Origin of the sequence: Streptomyces sp. JW3, assembly GCF_052216785.1 — a bacterium.
GTDB lineage: Bacteria > Actinomycetota > Actinomycetes > Streptomycetales > Streptomycetaceae > Streptomyces.
The window spans coordinates 32640-48260 of record NZ_JBQOUX010000037.1 but is presented as its reverse complement, the minus strand read 5'-3'; the positions used below and the strand labels follow the sequence as shown (position 1 = coordinate 48260).

The 15621-nt window shown below is 72.1% G+C and carries 17 protein-coding genes; 14 read left to right on the top strand and 3 right to left on the bottom strand.

What is annotated here, in order from left to right:
• Positions 1 to 60: 60 nt before the first annotated feature.
• Both ACTT8P_RS17280 and ACTT8P_RS17275 read left to right on the top strand, forming a co-directional pair.
• Positions 61 to 1446, top strand: coding sequence for an NADP-dependent succinic semialdehyde dehydrogenase (locus ACTT8P_RS17280; RefSeq protein WP_442832537.1), 1386 nt, complete (start codon positions 61 to 63; stop codon positions 1444 to 1446).
• A 26-nt stretch (positions 1447 to 1472) separates the two neighbouring features.
• Positions 1473 to 1712 (top strand): DUF6213 family protein, encoded by a 240-nt coding sequence (locus tag ACTT8P_RS17275; RefSeq protein WP_215168286.1) that lies wholly within the window; start codon positions 1473 to 1475, stop codon positions 1710 to 1712.
• Here ACTT8P_RS17275 and ACTT8P_RS17270 read toward each other — a convergent pair.
• Positions 1700 to 2386: a transcriptional regulator gene (locus ACTT8P_RS17270; RefSeq protein ID WP_442832536.1), complete on the bottom strand. Its 687-nt coding sequence runs from the start codon at positions 2384 to 2386 to the stop codon at positions 1700 to 1702. The two genes, ACTT8P_RS17275 and ACTT8P_RS17270, sit on opposite strands and share 13 nt — an antisense overlap.
• Positions 2387 to 2477: 91 nt before the next feature.
• On the opposite strand from ACTT8P_RS17270, the gene ACTT8P_RS17265 reads away from it, so the two are divergent.
• From ACTT8P_RS17265 to ACTT8P_RS17240, 6 genes are all read left to right on the top strand, one after another.
• A complete protein-coding gene (locus tag ACTT8P_RS17265; protein WP_442832535.1) occupies positions 2478 to 3665 on the top strand; it encodes a type III polyketide synthase in 1188 nt (395 codons plus the stop codon).
• On the top strand, positions 3662 to 4879 hold the full coding sequence (locus ACTT8P_RS17260) for a cytochrome P450 (protein WP_442832534.1): 1218 nt from the start codon (positions 3662 to 3664) through the stop codon (positions 4877 to 4879). Before ACTT8P_RS17265 ends, ACTT8P_RS17260 begins: the two co-directional genes overlap by 4 nt.
• A gap of 7 nt (positions 4880 to 4886) precedes the next feature.
• Positions 4887 to 5408, top strand: a complete 522-nt coding sequence (locus ACTT8P_RS17255) for a cupin domain-containing protein (RefSeq protein WP_442832533.1) — start codon at positions 4887 to 4889, stop codon at positions 5406 to 5408.
• An 88-nt stretch (positions 5409 to 5496) separates the two neighbouring features.
• Positions 5497 to 6195 (top strand): VanZ family protein, encoded by a 699-nt coding sequence (locus tag ACTT8P_RS17250; RefSeq protein ID WP_442832532.1) that lies wholly within the window; start codon positions 5497 to 5499, stop codon positions 6193 to 6195.
• Positions 6196 to 6204: 9 nt separating this feature from the next.
• Positions 6205 to 6879, top strand: a complete 675-nt coding sequence (locus ACTT8P_RS17245; RefSeq protein WP_442832531.1) for a response regulator transcription factor — start codon at positions 6205 to 6207, stop codon at positions 6877 to 6879.
• The gene (locus ACTT8P_RS17240) at positions 6872 to 7954 is read left to right on the top strand and encodes a sensor histidine kinase (protein ID WP_442832530.1); all 1083 of its coding nucleotides are present in this window, start codon (positions 6872 to 6874) and stop codon (positions 7952 to 7954) included. The genes ACTT8P_RS17245 and ACTT8P_RS17240 overlap by 8 nt, the downstream gene beginning before the upstream one ends.
• A gap of 49 nt (positions 7955 to 8003) precedes the next feature.
• Here the strand turns inward: ACTT8P_RS17240 and ACTT8P_RS17235 are convergent, their stop codons facing one another.
• The gene (locus ACTT8P_RS17235; RefSeq protein WP_442832529.1) at positions 8004 to 9230 is read right to left on the bottom strand and encodes an acyl-CoA dehydrogenase family protein; all 1227 of its coding nucleotides are present in this window, start codon (positions 9228 to 9230) and stop codon (positions 8004 to 8006) included.
• Positions 9231 to 9398: 168 nt separating this feature from the next.
• Between ACTT8P_RS17235 and ACTT8P_RS17230 the strand changes: the two genes are divergently transcribed.
• Positions 9399 to 10040, top strand: a complete 642-nt coding sequence (locus tag ACTT8P_RS17230; protein ID WP_442832528.1) for a TetR family transcriptional regulator — start codon at positions 9399 to 9401, stop codon at positions 10038 to 10040.
• A 284-nt stretch (positions 10041 to 10324) separates the two neighbouring features.
• Here the strand turns inward: ACTT8P_RS17230 and def are convergent, their stop codons facing one another.
• Complete coding sequence (def, locus tag ACTT8P_RS17225) at positions 10325 to 10864, bottom strand: peptide deformylase (RefSeq protein WP_442832527.1); 540 nt, start codon at positions 10862 to 10864, stop codon at positions 10325 to 10327.
• A 151-nt stretch (positions 10865 to 11015) separates the two neighbouring features.
• On the opposite strand from def, the gene ACTT8P_RS17220 reads away from it, so the two are divergent.
• The 5 genes from ACTT8P_RS17220 to ACTT8P_RS17200 all read left to right on the top strand — a co-directional run bounded on the left by ACTT8P_RS17220 (position 11016) and on the right by ACTT8P_RS17200 (position 15618).
• Positions 11016 to 12254, top strand: coding sequence for a MurT ligase domain-containing protein (locus tag ACTT8P_RS17220; RefSeq protein ID WP_361170067.1), 1239 nt, complete (start codon positions 11016 to 11018; stop codon positions 12252 to 12254).
• Between the two features lie 26 nt (positions 12255 to 12280).
• Positions 12281 to 13009 (top strand): type 1 glutamine amidotransferase, encoded by a 729-nt coding sequence (locus tag ACTT8P_RS17215; RefSeq protein ID WP_442832526.1) that lies wholly within the window; start codon positions 12281 to 12283, stop codon positions 13007 to 13009.
• A gap of 179 nt (positions 13010 to 13188) precedes the next feature.
• Positions 13189 to 14214, top strand: coding sequence for a 6-phosphofructokinase (locus ACTT8P_RS17210; protein WP_442832525.1), 1026 nt, complete (start codon positions 13189 to 13191; stop codon positions 14212 to 14214).
• 178 nt (positions 14215 to 14392) lie between these two features.
• Positions 14393 to 15346, top strand: a complete 954-nt coding sequence (locus tag ACTT8P_RS17205) for a cytochrome c oxidase assembly protein (RefSeq protein WP_442832524.1) — start codon at positions 14393 to 14395, stop codon at positions 15344 to 15346.
• A gap of 101 nt (positions 15347 to 15447) precedes the next feature.
• Positions 15448 to 15618: a hypothetical protein gene (locus tag ACTT8P_RS17200; RefSeq protein WP_361170079.1), complete on the top strand. Its 171-nt coding sequence runs from the start codon at positions 15448 to 15450 to the stop codon at positions 15616 to 15618.
• The last annotated feature ends 3 nt before the right edge of the window (positions 15619 to 15621 follow it).

Genomic DNA, 15621 nt, shown 5'->3' with positions numbered 1-15621 from the left:
GGCGCCCGGTGCGCCGCGCGAAGGTCGAGAAGCGCAACCCCGCTGCCAGGGAGGTCGGCCATGCCCATCGCGACGGTGAACCCCGCGACCGGCGAGACGCTCAGGACGTACGAGGCGATGGGCGAGGAGGAGATCGAGCGCCGGCTCCAGCTCGCCGAGGCCACCTTCCGGACGTACCGGACCACGACGTTCGAGGAACGGGCCCGGCTGCTGCGGCGGGCCGCCGAGCTGCTGGAGGCCGACCAGGACGAGATCGGCCGGGTGATCACCACCGAGATGGGCAAGCCGGTCGGGCAGGCCCGCGCGGAGGCGGCGAAGTGCGCCAAGGCGATGCGCTGGTACGCCGACCGCGCGGCCGCGCTGCTGGCCGACGAGGAGCCCGCCGAGACGGACGTGAAGGACTCCGGGGCGTCCCGGGCGCTGGTGCGCTACCGGCCGCTCGGCCCGGTGCTGGCGGTGATGCCGTGGAACTTCCCGCTGTGGCAGGTGATCCGGTTCGCCGCGCCCGCGCTGATGGCGGGCAACGTCGGCCTGCTCAAACACGCCTCGAACGTGCCGCAGACGGCGCTCTACCTCGAAGACCTGTTCCACCGCGCGGGCTTCACCGAGGGCTGTTTCCAGACCCTGCTGATCGGCTCGGCGGCCGTCGACGACATCCTGCGCGACGAGCGGGTCAAGGCCGCCACCCTGACCGGCAGCGAGCCGGCCGGCCGCGCGGTCGCCGCCACCGCCGGGGAGATGATCAAGAAGACGGTGCTGGAGCTGGGCGGCAGCGACCCGTTCATCGTGATGCCGTCCGCCGACGTCGACCGGGCCGCCGAGGTCGCGGTGACCGCGCGGGCGCAGAACGCCGGGCAGTCCTGCATCGCCGCCAAGCGGTTCATCGTGCACGCCGAGGTGTACGACGCCTTCGCGGAGCGGTTCGTGGCGGGCATGAAGGCGCTCAGGGTGGGCGACCCGATGGCCGAGGACACCGACGTCGGCCCGCTCTCCAGCGAACAGGGCGTCACCGACCTGGCCGAGCTGGTCGAGGACGCGGTACGCGGCGGCGCGCGGGTGCTGTGCGGCGGCGAGCGCCCCGCCGGGCCCGGCTGGTACTACCCGCCGACCGTGCTGGCCGGCGTCGACCGGGAGATGCGGGTCCACCGCGAGGAGACCTTCGGCCCGGTCGCCACGCTGTACCGCGCGGCCGACCTGGACGAGGCGGTACTGATCGCCAACGACACCGACTTCGGTCTCAGTTCGAACGTGTGGACCCGCGACGGCGCCGAGGTCGACCGGTTCGTCCGGGACCTGGAGGCGGGTGGCGTCTACGTCAACGGGATGACGGCCTCGCATCCGGCGTTCCCGTTCGGCGGGGTCAAGCGGTCGGGCTACGGGCGTGAGCTGTCCGGGCACGGAATCCGGGAGTTCTGCAACATCACCACCGTATGGCACGGAGCGTGAGCCATCCGCGACTACGATCCTTCTCTGTGACCCGCGAAGTGACTCTGCCCCTGATCGTCGACGACCGCGGCACCCTTCAGGTGGCCGCGGCCGACGTGAGCAAGCTGCTGCGCACGATGGGCGGACGGTGGCTGCGTCTGGTGGAGACCGGGGAGAGCGGCCGCCTCGACGAGGACACGGTGGCGGCGCTCACCATCGAGCTGGCCAAGCTGGCCGACCGGATCGACGTGGCCTGCATCGCGCACAGCAGCGGTCAGTCCTCCTGATCGCCCCGGGGGTGCTCCAGCTCCCACAGGCTGTGCCAGAACCGCGCCTCGTACGCCTGCAGCAGCCGCCCGTAGCGGTGCACGAGGTCCTCGCTCAGGTGGCCGCCGTCCAGTCCGGCCCGGACCGCCGCCGTCGCCTTCTGCTCCAGGGCCGGATCGGGCGCGGCGAAGAAGTCGAAGAAGGCGCACGCCTCGTCGCCGAAGCCGTAGTGCCGGCGCAGCGCGTCGGCGACGGTCGCGCAGTAGCCGCCCCAGGCGGAGAAGTTGGCGTGCACGGCGAGCACCGTCTCGGCGGGTGAGCCGTTCAGCGCGAGCCAGGCCACGTACGCGGGGTAGGACTGGCAGCCGGGCAGCGGTTCGTGGGACACCGACCGGCTCTCCCCCACACCGCAGGCCGCGGCGAACGCCTCCAGCTTCCGCGCGGCGAGCGCCTCGCCCTCCGCGAGCGCCGTGAAGTAGGCCGCCACGTCCGGGGTGTCGTCCGCGCGGTGCGCGAGGTACTCGAAGGCCCGCCGGTCGGCGGCGATCACCCAGCGCTGTTCCAGCGCCAGCGCGGCGAGCGTGTCCCGGCTCACCGCGCCCCGCGCCAGCAGCGGCACGAACCGGTTGGCCGCCGGGTCGGGGGCCAGCTTTCCGGTGGTCGTCTCCAGCAGGTGCCGTGCCGTCCGGGCCATCGGTTCCTCCCTCTCCTGATGCCGCGCCGCTCTCCCAGGGTCCCCGAGACGGAGTAACCCCGCGAGAGATCGGCGTCCCGCCGGGTGATCGTTGGATGAACACCCCTGGAGGTCTACCCCGAGAGGTAACGCCCCTGGAGGTGGACCAGTTTCTGACCGGGGGGCGCAAGGGCCTTCCGGGAGGCGAAAGCAGGCACGGTTCATGGCGACTTTGTGCAGACCCTCGGTGTCCGTCCCAGAGCACGTGATCACGATGGAGGAGACGCTTGAGCTGGCGCGGGAGCGCCACGCCGACCACCCCCAACTGCCGCTGGCCCTCCGGCTGATCGAGAACACCGGCGTGCGCACCCGGCACATCGTGCAACCCATCGAGGAGACCCTGAAGCACCCCGGTTTCGAGGACCGCAACAAGCTCTACGAGGCCGAGGCCAAGGCGCGGGTCCCGGCGGTGATCCAGCGGGCCCTGGACGACGCGGAGGTGCTGCCCACCGACATCGACGTGATCATCTACGTCTCGTGCACGGGCTTCATGATGCCCTCGCTGACCGCGTGGCTGATCAACGAGATGGGCTTCGACAGCACCACCCGGCAGATACCCATCGCCCAGCTGGGCTGTGCGGCCGGCGGCGCGGCGATCAACCGGGCGCACGACTTCTGCACGGCCTACCCGCAGGCCAACGCGCTCATCGTGGCCTGCGAGTTCTGCTCGCTGTGCTACCAGCCCACCGACATCGGCATCGGCTCGCTGCTCTCCAACGGCCTGTTCGGCGACGGCATCGCCGCCGCGGTGGTCCGCGGCCAGGGCGGCACCGGCGTGGCGCTGGAGCGCAACGGCTCGTACCTGATCCCGAAGACCGAAGAGTGGATCATGTACGACGTGAAGGCCACCGGCTTCCACTTCCTGCTGGACAAGCGGGTGCCGGCCACCATGGAACCGCTGGCGCCGGCGCTGGTGCAACTGGCCCGCACCCACGGCTGGGACGCCACCGACCTGGACTTCTACATCGTGCACGCGGGCGGTCCGCGCATCCTGGACGACCTGAGCAAGTTCCTCCAGGTCGAGCCGCACGCGTTCCGCTTCAGCCGGGCCACGCTGACCGAGTACGGCAACATCGCCAGCGCCGTCGTCCTGGACGCACTGCGCCGGCTCTTCGACGAGGGCGGTGCCACCGACCGGGCCCGCGGACTGCTGGCGGGCTTCGGGCCCGGCATCACCGCGGAGATGTCGCTGGGCCGCTGGCAGACCGCGGACGAGACCCAGGGCGTGAGACGAACGTGAGCGAAGAGACGATCCCCCGGACCGCCCCGCCGGTGCGGAACTGGCCGGTCGTGGACCTGCCCGGCACCGACTTCGACCCGGTGCTGCGGGAGCTGATGGCCGAGGGGCCCCTGACCCGGATCTCGCTGCCCAACGGCGAGGGCTGGGCCTGGCTGGTGACCCGCTACGACGACGTGCGGATGGTCACCAACGATCCCCGGTTCGGCCGCGCGGCGGTGATGGACCGGCAGCAGGTCACCCGGCTCGCCCCGCACTTCATCCCGGCCCGCGGCGCGGTCGGTTTCCTCGACCCGCCGGACCACACCCGGCTGCGCCGCTCGGTGGCGGCGGCGTTCACCGCGCGGGGCGTGGAGCGGGTGCGCGAGCGGTCCCGCGCGATGCTGGACGAGCTGATCGACGCGATGCTGGCGCAGGGGCCGCCCGCCGATCTCACCGAGGCGGTGCTCAGCCCCTTCCCGATCGCGGTGATCTGCGAGCTGATGGGCGTGCCGGCGGCCGACCGGCACGGCATGCACACCTGGACCCAGCTGATCCTGTCCTCCTCGCACGGCGCCGACGTCAGTGAGCGGGCCAAGCAGGAGATGGGCGCCTACTTCGCCGACCTGATCGCACTGCGGGAGAACAGCGCCGGCGAGGACGTGGCGTCGCTGCTGGGCGCGGCCGTCGGCCGGGAGGAGATCACCCTCCAGGAGGCGGTGGGTCTCGCGGTGCTGCTCCAGATCGGCGGCGAGGCGGTCACCAACAACAGCGGGCAGCTGTTCTTCACCCTGCTCACCCGGCCCGAGCTGGCCGAGCGGCTGCGCGCGGAGCCGGACCTCCGGCCCCGGGGCATCGACGAGCTGCTGCGCTGGATTCCCCATCGCAACGCGGTCGGGCTGTCCCGGATCGCCCTGGAGGACGTGGAGATCCGGGGGGTGCGGATCCGGGCGGGCGACGCGATCTACGTCTCCTATCTGGCCGCCAACCGCGACCCGGAGGTCTTCCCCGACCCGGACGCCGTCGACCTGGCCCGCAATCCGAACCCGCATGTCTCCTTCGGCTTCGGCCCGCACTACTGCCCCGGCGGCATGCTGGCCCGGCTGGAGTCGGAACTGCTGGTCGACGCCCTGCTGGACCGGGTGCCTGGGCTGCGCCTGGCGGTGCGGCCCGAGGAGGTGCCGTTCAAGAAGGGCGCGCTGATCCGCGGGCCCGAGGCCCTGCCGGTCACCTGGTGAGCGGCCGATGACGGCGACCGAGGGGCTGCTGGTGCCGCCGGGGCACGGCCGGGTGGTCGAGGCCCCGGCCCAGCACGTGACGTTCAAGGTGACGGGTTCGCATTCGCGGATGGCCTCCACCTTCGAGGTGATCGTGCCGCCGGGCTTCGACGTCGGCGCCCATGTGCACACCCGCAGCGAGGAACTGTTCTACGTCCTCGAAGGGGAGCTGGACGTGCTCGCCTTCGAGCCGCGCGTCCGCACGCCCGACAACTGGCGGCGCTGGGAGTCGAGCCGGGGCAGCCGGGTGGTCCGCGCCACCCCGGGCACGGTCATCGTGGTGCCGCCCGGCTGTCCGCACGCGTTCGCCAATCCGACGGACACCCCGGCGAAGATGTTCTTCCAGGCCAGCCCGCCGCCGGATCACGAGCGGTACTTCGAGGAGCTGCTGGAGATCCTCCAGGACGGCGGCCCGCCGGACCACGCCGCCATCGAGGCGCTGCGGGCCAAGTACGACATCGAGCAGCTGACGCCGCTGCGGCACCGCTGACGGGGTGAGCCCGCCCGCCCGGCGGTTGTCGCGGGCGTATGGAGAACCGGATACGCCGTGGCAACGGCCGTCCGGCTGCCATGAGGGCATGGACAACGACACGTTTCCGCCGGCCCCGCCGCGCCGCCTGCGCGCGGCCGTGCCGCTCTGCCTGGCGGTCCTCGCCGCGGCGGGCGCCGCGTACGTGGTGCGGCGGCCGCTCAGGATGGCCGCTCCGACCTGCGCGGCCGGGCGGTGGCACGGCTGCTTCGACACGTTCAACGGCGTGGTGCTCATGACGTTGGCCGCGCTGCCGCTCTCCGTGCTGGTGGTGTGGGCGCTGGCCGGTCGCCGCCGGGTCCGGGGCGTCCCCGCGGCCTGGCGGACGTCGCTGGCGGAGGTCGGCATGGTGCACGGCACGCTGCCGTTCCTGTGGATGACGATGATGCCGGGCGGCGCGGCCGGCACGGCCCCGGCCCGGGTGAGCCTGGTGCCGTTGCGGGACCTGGTCACGATGGGTCCGTACGGCATCGCCGGCAACCTGCTGGTCTTCGCGGCACTGGGGTGCTTCGCGCCGCTGCGGTGGCCGGCGCTCGCGTCCGTGCCGCGGGTGCTGGCCCTCGGGGCGGGCTGCTCGGTACTGGTCGAGACCGCGCAGTACGTACTGCGCCTGGACCGGGTGTCCTCCGTGGACGACGTGCTGGTCAACGCGGCCGGCGCGGTGCTGGCGGGGCTGGTGTCGCGGCGCTGGTGGCGCACCGGGTCGCCGGCGGCTTCGCATACGCCGGCGATACGCGCGTCCGCCTAGGCTCCTGACATGCGTGTGCTGATCGTGGAGGACGAGCCCTATCTGGCCGAGGCCGTCCGGGACGGTCTGCGCCTGGCGGCGATCGCCGCCGACATCGCCGGCGACGGGGACACCGCTCTGGAACTGCTCGGTGTCCACTCCTACGACCTGGCGGTCCTCGACCGCGACATCCCCGGCCCGTCCGGTGACGAGGTCGCCCGGCGCATCGTCGCCTCCGGCAGCGGCATCCCGATCCTCATGCTCACCGCCGCCGACCGGATCGACGACAAGGCGTCCGGGTTCGGGCTCGGCGCCGACGACTACCTCACCAAGCCGTTCGAGCTGCGGGAGCTGGTGCTGCGGCTGCGGGCGCTGGACCGCAGACGCGCGCACGCCCGGCCGCCGGTCCGGGAGCTGGCGGGGCTCAGGGTCGACCCGTTCCGCCGGGAGGTCTTCCGCGACGGCCGCTATGTGGCGCTGACCCGCAAGCAGTTCGCCGTGCTGGAGGTGCTCGTCGCCGCCGAGGGCGGGGTGGTGAGCGCGGAGGAGCTGCTGGAGCGGGCCTGGGACGAGAACGCCGACCCGCTCACCAACGCCGTCCGCATCACCGTGTCCGCGCTGCGCAAACGGCTCGGCGAGCCGTGGGTGATCGCCACCGTGCCGGGGGTCGGCTACCGGATCGACACCGGCGGCGGGCATGGGTAGCCGCCGCGGGCTCCGTGCCCGGCTGAAGCTGACCCTCAGTTATGCCGGGTTCCTGCTGGTGGCCGGTGCGCTGCTGCTGGCCGTGGTGTGGCTGTACCTGCTGCGCTATGTGCCGGACAACTCGCGGGGCCTGCTGGGGGTCTCACCCAACCGCTATCTGCTCGTCCACACCTTCGCGCCCGCCGCGGCCGTGGCGATGGCCGGTCTGCTGGTGTTCGGCCTGGTCGGGGGCTGGCTGCTGGCCGGCCGGATGCTCTCACCGCTCACCCGGATCACGGCGGCGGCACGGCTGGCCGGGAACGGGACGCTGTCCCACCGGATCCGCATGACGGGCCGCCGGGACGAGTTCCGGGAACTCTCCGACGCCTTCGACTCGATGCTCGAACAGCTGGAGTCGCACGTCGCCGAGCAGCGCAGGTTCGCCGCCAACGCCTCGCACGAACTGCGCACCCCGCTGGCGATCTCACGGACGCTGCTGGACGTCGCCCGCAAGGACCCGACCCGGGACCGGCACGACCTCATCGAACGCCTGCACGCCGTCAACACCCGGGCCATCGGCCTCACCGAGGCCCTGCTGCTGCTCAGCCGCGGCGACGGCGGGGCCTTCCCCCGGGAGCGCGTCGACCTCTCCCTGCTGGCCGAGGAGGCCGCCGAGACGCTGCTGCCGCTCGCCGAACAGCGCCGGATCACGCTCGACGTCACCGGCACGGCGGCCCGGACCGACGGCTCGGCGGAGCTGTTGCTGCGGATGGTGACCAACCTCGTCCAGAACGCCGTCGTGCACAACCTGCCCGAAGGCGGCGGCACGGTCGCGGTCCGCACCGGGGCGGACGGCGGCACCAGCGTGCTGCGGGTCGAGAACACCGGCCCCCGGCTGGCGCCGGAGCTGATCCCGACCCTCACCGAACCCTTCCGGCGCGGCACGGACCGGGTACGCACCGACGAACACGCCGGCGTGGGCCTCGGTCTCGCCATCGCGCACAGCGTGGTCCGCGCCCACACCGGCACCGTCGACCTGACCGCCCGCCCGTCCGGCGGACTCGTCGTCACGGTGCGGCTGCCCGGTGCGGCGTAGGCGGCGCCCGGCGCCCCGGCCGGGCGAAGGAGGCGTCGCCCGCCGGCCGCTACCGGATCGGCATCCCTGACAGTGTCCGTGCGATCACCAGTCGCTGGATCTCGCTGGTGCCCTCGAAGATCGTGTAGATCGCGGAGTCGCGGTGCATGCGCTCCACCGGGTACTCGCGGGTGTACCCGTTGCCGCCCAGGATCTGCACCGCCTGGGCAGTCACCTTCTTGGCGGTCTCGCTCGCGAACAGCTTGGACATGGAGCCCTCGGCGGCCGTGAACGGCTTGCCGTTGATGGCCATCCAGGACGCCCGCCACACCAGCAGCCGGGCCGCGTCGATGGAGGTGCGCATGTCGGCGAGCTGGAAGGCGACGCCCTGGTTGTCGATGATCGGGCGGCCGAACTGCTCGCGGGTCTTCGCGTACTCCAGCGCCTCCTCGTAGGCGGCGCGGGCGGTGCCGACCGCCATCGCGCCGACGGCCGGGCGGGACGCCTCGAAGGTGGCCATCGCCGCGTTCTTCACGCGCTCGCCGCCCTTCTTGGCCTTCTCCCGGGCGCGGGCCAGGCGGGCGTCCAGCTTCTCCTTGCCGCCGAGCAGGCAGGAGCCGGGGACGCGGACATTGTCCAGGACGACCTCGGCGGTGTGCGAGGCGCGGATGCCGTGCTTCTTGAACTTCTGCCCCTGGGACAGACCGGGCGTGCCCGGCGGGACGATGAAGGAGGCGTGGCCCTTGGAGCCGAGGTCGGGGTCGACGACCGCGACCACCACGTGGACGTTGGCGATGCCGCCGTTGGTCGCCCAGGTCTTGGCGCCGTTGAGCACCCACTCGTCCTTGGCCTGGTCGTAGACCGCGCGGGTGCGCATCGAGGACACGTCGGAGCCGGCGTCCGGTTCGGAGGAGCAGAAGGCGGCGACCTTCACATCGTTGACGTCGCCGTACATCTGCGGGATCCAGGTGCCGATCTGCTCCTCGGTGCCGTTGGCGAGGACGCCGACGGCGGCCAGGCCGGTGCCGACGATCGACAGGGCGATGCCCGCGTCGCCCCAGAACAGCTCCTCCATCGTCATCGGGATGCCGAGGCCGGTGGCGTCGAAGTACTGCTGGGCGTAGAAGTCGAGGGAGTAGATGCCGACCTTGGCGGCCTCCTGGATGACCGGCCAGGGAGTCTCCTCACGCTCGTCCCATTCGGCGGCGGCGGGACGGATCACGTCGGCGGCGAAGCCGTGCAGCCAGTCCCGCACCTCCTTCTGTTCGTCGTTGAGCTCCATGGTGAACTCGGCCATGACCCCTCCAGTGACGCACCCAGGTGTTACTAACGGTAACGCCAGTGTGTTACTCATGGGTAGGAAAAGTCAACTCCCCGCCCCCGTCGGCAGCCCGTTCGATCATCGAAGGGCGGTGAGTGCTACTTTGCGCAGGCGTCACCGAATCGGCACAGGTGGGGAGAGCACATGGAGACCAGGCAGCGGACCGATCAGCAGCGGTCCGCCGACCGGCGACGGCGCGAACTGCTGGAGGCCGCCGACCGGGTGGTGCTGCGCGACGGGCCGCATGCCTCGATGAACGCCATCGCCGCCGAGGCGGGCATCACCAAGCCGATCCTCTACCGGCACTTCGGCGACAAGGGCGGCCTCTACGCCGCCCTCGCCCAGCGCCACACCGACGCGCTGCTCGCCTCGCTGCGGGCCGCCCTGGACGCCCCGGCGGAGCGGCGGGCCCGCGTCGCGGCCACCCTGGACACCTACCTGGCGGCCATCGAGGCCCGTCCGCAGGTCTACCGCTTCCTGATGCACCCGGCGGACAGCCCGCAGGGCGAGGGCGGCTTCGACGTCGGCAAGCACTCGGCGCCGCTGCTGCGCCGCATGGGCGAGGAACTGGCCCAGGTGATCGAGGAACGCCTCGACCTGGGACCGGGCAGCCAGCAGCTGGCCCGGGTGTGGGGGCACGGGATCGTCGGGATGATGCACGCCGCCGGCGACTGGTGGCTCGGCGAACGCCCCTGCTCCCGCCAGGAGTTGGTGAGCAGTCTGGCCGACCTGCTGTGGGGCCGGCTGGCGGCGGCGGACGACCGGACCGGCGGCCCCGGCTTCTGACCGCCCGGGTCACCGGCCGCTCCGGTTTCCGACCGTCCCGGCTTCTGACCGCCCCGGTCGCCGACTGTCCCGGTCGCCGGCCGCTCCGGTTTCCGACCATCCCGGTTGCCGACCGTCCCGGTCGTCGGCCGTCCCGACCACCAGCCGCTCCGGTTTCCGACCATCCCGGTTGCCGACCGTCCCGGTCGCCGACCGTCCCGACCACCAGCCGCTCCGGTTTCCGACCATCCCGGTTGCCGACCGTCCCGGTCGTCGGCCGTCCCGGTCGTCGGCCGCTCCGTCTTCTAACTGCTCCAGGCGGCCCTGGCGGCCTGCCGGTCCAGCCGGCGGCGCCGCCATCCCGTGAGGTGGTCGACGTACAGACCGCCCCGCAGGTGGTCGCACTCGTGCTGGAGGCAGCGGGCGAAGAACCCGGTGCCGTGCACGGTGACCGGCTCCCCGGCCGCGGTGAAACCCTCGACGACGGCGTGGTCGTGGCGCTCGGTCCCGGCCTCCAGGCCCGGCAGCGACAGACAGCCCTCGGGTCCGCGCAGCACCACCCCGTCGGCCGCCACCAGCCGGGGGTTGACCACATGGCCCAGGTGCCGGACGTCCTCGTCGTCCGGGCAGTCGTACACGAAGACGCTGAGCGGCTCGCCGATCTGGTTGGCGGCCAGGCCCACGCCGCGGGCGGCGTACATGGTGGCGAACAAATCCTCGACGAGTCCCGCCAGTTCGGGGCCGAAGTCGGTGACCTCGCGGCACGGCTCGCGCAGTACCGTGTCTCCGAGCAGGGTCAGGGGCCGGACGCGCCCGCGGGCGCCCGGGATCGGGCCGTGTCGCATGGCCGCAAGGGTACGGGCCCCGAACACCCCCTCCGCGCGGGCCGCGGTTCGGGAGTGCGAACGGATCTCGATAGGCTGAGGTCCACACCACGTGGCCGTCAGGCTTCCCAGGCTTCAGGCGCGGCGCGTACGCAAGGAGGATCGAGAACTGATGGCAGGCAACTCGGACCCGCTCACGCCGCGGGCCAAGCTGGCCGTGACCGCGGGCAAGGCGGTAGCGGCGGCTTCCCGCGCCGCGGGTCGCGGCAGCGGTTCGGTGATCGGCGGCAAGGTCGCGCTCCGGCTCGACCCCGACCTCCTCGCCCGGCTCGCCCAGCACCTGGACGTGACCCTGGTCTCGGCGACCAACGGCAAGACCACCACCACCCGGCTGATCGCCGAGGCGCTCAAGGCGGCCGGCCCGGTCGTCTCCAACGCGCTCGGCGCCAACATGCCGGCCGGCATCACCTCCGCGCTGGCGGGCGGCTCCGACGCCCGGTACGGCGTCATCGAGGTCGACGAGAAGTACCTCGCGGGCGTCGCCCGGGACACCGACCCCAAGTGCATCGCCCTGCTCAACCTCTCCCGCGACCAGCTCGACCGCGCCGCCGAGACCCGGATGCTCGCCGAGGCGTGGCGGGAGGGCCTGGCCGGCTCCAAGTCGGTCGTGGTCGCCAACTGCGACGACCCGCTGGTGGTCTGGGCCGCCTCCTCCTCGCCCAACGTGGTCTGGGTGGCCGCCGGGCAGATGTGGAAGGACGACGCCTGGTCCTGCCCGTCCTGCGGCGGGGTGATGCAGCGCCCCGGCGACGACTGGTTCTGCGGCGAGTGCGGCTTCCGCCGGCCCACCCCGAGCTGGGCGCTCTCCGGCGACCACGTCATCGACCCGCACGGCTCGGCCTGGCCGATCCACCTCCAGCTGCCCGGCCGCGCCAACAAGGCCAACGCCGCCTCCTCCGCCGCCGTCGCCGCCGTCTTCGGGGTGCCGCCGCAGGTCGCCCTGGAGCGGATGTACCAGGTGCAGGCGGTGGCCGGCCGCTACGACGTGGTCCAGTTCCAGGGCCGCGACCTGCGCCTGCTGCTGGCCAAGAACCCGGCCGGCTGGCTGGAGACCTTCTCCCTGATCGACCCGCCGCCGACCCCGGTGATCCTCTCGGTCAACGCGCGCGGCGCCGACGGCACCGACACCTCCTGGCTGTGGGACGTGGACTACACCCGGCTGACCGGCCACCCGATCTGTGTGATCGGCGACCGCAAGCTGGACCTCGCGGTCCGCCTGGAGGTGGCCAACCAGCAGTTCCAGGTGTGCGAGAACCTCGACCAGGCGGTGCAGCAGTGCCCGCCCGGCCGGATCGAGGTCATCGCCAACTACACCGCGTTCCAGGACCTGCGCCGCCGCGTCGGCAACTGACCACGACACCTGTAGGGGACTTGAGAGTGAGCGACAACCAGCTGCGGGTCGTGTGGATCTACCCCGACCTGCTCAGCACCTACGGCGACCAGGGCAACGTGCTCGTCGTGGAGCGCCGGGCGCGGCAGCGCGGCCTGGACGTGGCCCGGGTCGACGTGCGCAGCGACCAGCCGATCCCGACCTCCGGCGACATCTACCTGATCGGCGGCGGCGAGGACCGGCCGCAGCGGCTCGCGGCCGAGCGGCTGCGCCGGGACGGCGGGCTGCACCGGGCGGTGGAGAACGGCGCGATCGTCTTCTCGGTCTGCGCCGGCTACCAGATCCTCGGCCACGAGTTCGTCAACGACCTGGGCCAGCGCGAGCCCGGCCTCGGCCTGCTCGACGTGGTCTCGGTGCGCGGCGAGGGCGCCCGGTGCGTCGGCGACGTGCTCGGCGACATCGACCCGCGCCTCGGCCTGCCCCCGCTGACCGGTTTCGAGAACCACCAGGGCGTCACCCACCTGGGCCCCACCGCCCGCCCGCTCGCCCAGGTCCGCTTCGGCAACGGCAACGGCACCGGGGACGGCACCGAGGGCGCGTACAACGACACGGTCTTCGGTACGTACATGCACGGCCCGGTGCTGGCCCGCAACCCGCTCATCGCGGACCTGCTGCTGAAGCTGGCGCTGGACGTTAACGCGCTGCCGCCGACCGACGACCGCTGGTACGAGGCGCTGCGCGACGAGCGCATCGCGGCCGCCCAGCAGCCCGCCTGACGGCCTCTGAAAACGGGCCCCGCGAGGCCCGTCTGATGGACCATACGCACAGGTGAGCGGGCTCGTCCAGCAGGCGGACGCCTGGTGCGGGCCCGCCCCCCGATGCCGCTAGGGTGGCGGGGATCGAGCCGGACAGGGCGGTCCGGTCCCGTGCCCCCATCGAGAAGGTAATTCGGGCTATGCGCATTGGTGTCCTCACCTCCGGCGGCGACTGCCCCGGCCTGAACGCCGTCATCCGGTCCGTCGTGCACCGTGCCGTCGCCGACCACGGCGACGAGGTCATCGGTTTCCGGGACGGCTGGAAGGGCCTCCTGGAGTGCGACTACCTCAAGCTCGACCTCGACGCCGTGGGCGGCATCCTGGCCCGCGGCGGCACCATCCTCGGCTCCTCCCGGGTCCGCCCCGAGCAACTGCGGGACGGTGTGGAGCGGGCCCGGGGCCATGTCCAGGAACTGGGTCTGGACGCGATCATCCCGATCGGCGGCGAGGGCACCCTGAAGGCGGCCCGGCTGCTGTCCGACAACGGCCTGCCGATAGTCGGCGTCCCCAAGACCATCGACAACGACATCGCTGTCACCGACGTGACGTTCGGCTTCGACACCGCCGTGACGGTCGCGACGGAGGCCCTCGACCGGCTGAAGACCACCGCCGAGTCGCACCAGCGGGTGCTGATCGTCGAGGTCATGGGCCGGCACACCGGCTGGATCGCGCTGCACTCCGGGATGGCGGCCGGCGCGCACGCCGTCGTCGTCCCCGAACGGCCCTTCGACATCGAGGAGCTGGCCGCGAAGGTCGGCGAGCGGTTCTCGGCGGGCAAGCGGTTCGCGATCGTGGTCGCGGCGGAGGGGGCGAAGCCGACGCCGGGGACGATGTCCTTCGACGAGGGCGGCAAGGACGTCTACGGGCACGAGCGGTTCGCGGGCATCGCCCGGCAGCTCTCGATCGAGCTGGAGGAACGGCTCGGCAAGGAGGCGCGGCCGGTGATCCTCGGGCATGTGCAGCGGGGCGGGACGCCCACGGCGTACGACCGGGTGCTGGCCACGCGGTTCGGGTGGCATGCGGTGGAGGCGGCGCATCGCGGGGAGTTCGGGATGATGACGGCGCTGCGGGGGACGGAGATCGAGATGGTCTCCCTGGCGGAGGCCGTGGAGACGTTGAAGACGGTGCCCGGAGATCGGTACGCGGAAGCGGAGTGTGTCCTGTAGTACGCCGGGTGCGGGTTGGGTGGGGCTGGTCGCGCCCACGCGGCGGAGCCGCATATCGATACAGCCCCGCGCCCCTGAAGGTCGGCTGTCGTGCCCCCGGTCGCAGGAGTGGCCGGGGGCGGTTCTAGTCTTGGGGGCGGACAGACAGCGTTCAACCAGTACGAAATGGGAGCCGGCGATGGATCACAGCGGGCACGGCATGACCATGGATCTGCCGCCGTTCACGCTGGGGCGGGGGTTCGGGTGGTCCCTGGATCCCTTCTTCCTCGCCGCCTGTCTGCTGGCGCTCGCGCTGTACGGGTGGGGGCTGGTGCGGCTGACCCGGCGGGGGGACGCCTGGTCCGTGGGACGGACCGTCGCTTTCGTCGCCGGTGTGCTGAGCATCGCGCTGATGATGTGCACCAGGCTGAACGACTACGGCATGGTCATGTTCAGCGTGCACATGGTGCAGCACATGGTCATCAGCATGGTGTCGCCGATCCTGATCCTGCTCGGCGCCCCGGTCACGCTCGCGCTGCGGGCGCTGCCGCCGGCCGCCGTGCGGGGCAGCAAGGGGCCCCGGGAACTGCTCCTGATGCTGCTGCACAGCCGCTACATGAGGGTGGTCACCCACCCCCTGTTCACCATCCCGCTGTTCATCGCCAGCCTGTACGCGCTGTACTTCACCCCGCTGTTCGACCTCCTGATGGGCTCCAAGGTCGGGCACATCGCGATGATGGTGCACTTCCTCGCCGTCGGCGTGGTCTTCTTCTGGCCGATCATGGGCGTGGACCCGGGTCCGCACCGGCCGGGGTACCTGATGCGGATGCTGGAGCTGTTCGCGGGCATGCCGTTCCACGCGTTCTTCGGCATCGCGCTGATGATGGCGTCCTCGCCGATGGTCTCGACGTTCGAGAACCCGCCCGCCTCGCTCGGCATCGACGCGCTCTCCGACCAGAACGCGGCGGGCGGGATCGCCTGGGCGTTCAGCGAGGTGCCGTCCGTGCTGGTGCTGATCGCGCTGCTGTTCCAGTGGTACGCCTCCGACCAGCGGCAGGCCAAGCGCTCCGACCGGGCCGCCGACCGGGACGGCGACAAGGAGCTCGAGGCGTACAACGCCTATCTGGCCTCACTGAACGCACAGGGCAACTGAGCGGTCACGCCGCCGTTCCGTAACAGGGACGGTCGTCCGCGTCGCGCGGCGGCGGAATGGGGGCACCATGGAGGGGAACGAACCATGAGGAGGGTGCCGCGATGCCCGGTTCCACGGACGGTTCCACGAAGACGATGGGGGCGCTGACCATCGGCGGCCTGGTGGCGGTGACGGCCTACACGGTGGCGCTCGGCAGCAACGGCTGGCTGTGGTTCGGCTGGGTGGTGCTGGGGCTGCTCACCCTGGGGATGGTGGCCACCCGCAGTACCTAGCGG

What these genes read in the sequence shown, in the direction of transcription:
- ACTT8P_RS17235 (WP_442832529.1), bottom strand. Translation starts at nt 9,230, where the DNA reads ATGGCCGAGTTCACCATGGAGCTCAACGACGAACAGAAGGAGGTGCGG.
- ACTT8P_RS17245 (WP_442832531.1), top strand. Translation starts at nt 6,205, where the DNA reads ATGCGTGTGCTGATCGTGGAGGACGAGCCCTATCTGGCCGAGGCCGTC.
- ACTT8P_RS17210 (WP_442832525.1), top strand. Translation starts at nt 13,189, where the DNA reads ATGCGCATTGGTGTCCTCACCTCCGGCGGCGACTGCCCCGGCCTGAAC.
- ACTT8P_RS17280 (WP_442832537.1), top strand. Translation starts at nt 61, where the DNA reads ATGCCCATCGCGACGGTGAACCCCGCGACCGGCGAGACGCTCAGGACG.
- ACTT8P_RS17220 (WP_361170067.1), top strand. Translation starts at nt 11,016, where the DNA reads ATGGCAGGCAACTCGGACCCGCTCACGCCGCGGGCCAAGCTGGCCGTG.
- ACTT8P_RS17270 (WP_442832536.1), bottom strand. Translation starts at nt 2,386, where the DNA reads ATGGCCCGGACGGCACGGCACCTGCTGGAGACGACCACCGGAAAGCTG.
- ACTT8P_RS17205 (WP_442832524.1), top strand. Translation starts at nt 14,393, where the DNA reads ATGGATCACAGCGGGCACGGCATGACCATGGATCTGCCGCCGTTCACG.
- def (WP_442832527.1), bottom strand. Translation starts at nt 10,864, where the DNA reads ATGCGACACGGCCCGATCCCGGGCGCCCGCGGGCGCGTCCGGCCCCTG.
- ACTT8P_RS17255 (WP_442832533.1), top strand. Translation starts at nt 4,887, where the DNA reads ATGACGGCGACCGAGGGGCTGCTGGTGCCGCCGGGGCACGGCCGGGTG.
- ACTT8P_RS17240 (WP_442832530.1), top strand. Translation starts at nt 6,872, where the DNA reads ATGGGTAGCCGCCGCGGGCTCCGTGCCCGGCTGAAGCTGACCCTCAGT.
- ACTT8P_RS17200 (WP_361170079.1), top strand. Translation starts at nt 15,448, where the DNA reads ATGCCCGGTTCCACGGACGGTTCCACGAAGACGATGGGGGCGCTGACC.
- ACTT8P_RS17230 (WP_442832528.1), top strand. Translation starts at nt 9,399, where the DNA reads ATGGAGACCAGGCAGCGGACCGATCAGCAGCGGTCCGCCGACCGGCGA.
- ACTT8P_RS17250 (WP_442832532.1), top strand. Translation starts at nt 5,497, where the DNA reads ATGGACAACGACACGTTTCCGCCGGCCCCGCCGCGCCGCCTGCGCGCG.